This window comes from Labrys sp. LIt4 (assembly GCF_017813775.1).
Lineage (GTDB): Bacteria > Pseudomonadota > Alphaproteobacteria > Rhizobiales > Labraceae > Labrys > Labrys okinawensis_A.
On sequence record NZ_JAGIPY010000043.1, the window covers coordinates 1 to 1,534 of the forward strand.

Here is a 1,534-nt window from a genome sequence, read left to right on the forward strand (position 1 = left end):
TCCTCCACCAGCGTCACCTCGGCAAAGCCGATCTTGCGCAGGGTGTCGGCGACCTTGGCCGCGTCATTCTTCGGGTTCGGTAGGGCCGCGACATGGGCATAGGCGGAATTGCCGATCACCAGGGCGACCCGGCGGCCGAGCGCGGCCTTGGCCTGTGAGGGCGGGGCCTCGAGCGTGGCAGGGGACGTATTGCCCTGGGGAGGGACGGTGGATGCCTGCAGCTTGGCCGCCATCGCCTGCTTGGCCTTTTCGAGCCCCGCCATGGCAAGGGCATTCCCGGCTATCTGGCTCAACTGGGCCTGATAGTCGGCGATGGCCAGTTCCGGCTGCCCTGCTGCCAGATAGACATCGCCGCGCTGGCGCAGGATGAACAATTTCTTGCGGTCCAGATTGATGGCCTGGGAAAAGTCGGCCAGCGCATCCCGGTAGTTCCGCTTGGCTGCGTAGGCGAGGGCCCGGGCTTGAAAGGCATCGGCGGCCTGGGCCTGGGTCGACAGATAACGGGAGACATCGGCGATGGCGCCATCCGGATTGTCGCCGAGCGCCCGTGCGAAAGCGCGGTCGACATACAAATAGGCCTCCGGCGTGCCGGTTCCTTCGATCTTCGCCGTGGCAAGCGCTTCGGCCTTGGCGAAATCGGCTTTGGCTTCGTCCGGTTTGCCCAGTTCGATCAGAGCAAAGCCGCGATGGGTGTAATCGCCCGGAATGACATTGTTTCCTCCCTTTTCGATCTGAAAGGTGAGGTCGGCGACAGCCTCGTTGATCCGGCCCAGCCGCAAGAGCGTTACGCCGCGATAGCCGTGAACCATGGCATTGTCGGGCGCCGTGCGCAGGGAGGTGTCGAAATCGGCAAGTGCCTTCTCATAGTTGCCGACGTCGAAATAACTCCTGCCGCGGTCGGCATAGTCTCCCGCGCCTTTCGCGCCCTTGTTTACCGCCTCGTTGAAATCGGCGAGTGCCAGATCGTTCTTGCCCTGTTTTCTGTAGAGGAGCGCGCGCAGCGTGTAGTGTCGCGCCGATTGAGGCGTGAGAGCGAGCGCCTTGGTGACATCGGCGACCGCCGGGTCGAATTGCAGGAGCTTGGTGTAGCCGATCGCGCGGCTATAGAGCACCATGGCGCGGTTGGCTTTGGACAATTGCTTGTCGCTGGCGGAGAGGGCGGCCGTGCAGGCCGCGACGTTCTCGTTGCCGTCCTTGGCCTTGAAGCAGATGTCGATATAGCGTTGCAGTTCGGCGGCGGAGAGTTTCGTTTGCCCCAGCGCCGTCGTGCTGCCGATCGTGCCCATGCCGAGGACCACGGCAAGGAATGTCCCGAGAATGGGCCGTTTCAATCGGCGCATCGCGGTGTGTCCCGGTTTCTCAAGCCAATCCATGCCTGTTGCCCTCAGCCCGGATTGAAGATGAAGTCGTCGCCGGGCAGGGAGCCGTAGGTGAAGGGCTCCTGCTTGCGGTCGGTGGCCTTCATCACGTCGTCGCGCACCAGGCGGAACAGCTTGCCGATCTCGATGCCGGGTTTCTGCAAATTGGCGGTCAG

Annotated in this window: 1 protein-coding gene; it reads right to left on the reverse strand. The window is 63.2% G+C overall.

Annotation, left to right across the window (positions count from 1 at the left end; translation table 11 throughout):
* Window positions 1-1,340 (reverse strand): tetratricopeptide repeat protein (locus tag J8I29_RS29605; protein ID WP_209434416.1); only part of this gene is annotated, 1,340 nt, incomplete at its 3' end.
* Window positions 1,341-1,534: the final 194 nt, after the last annotated feature.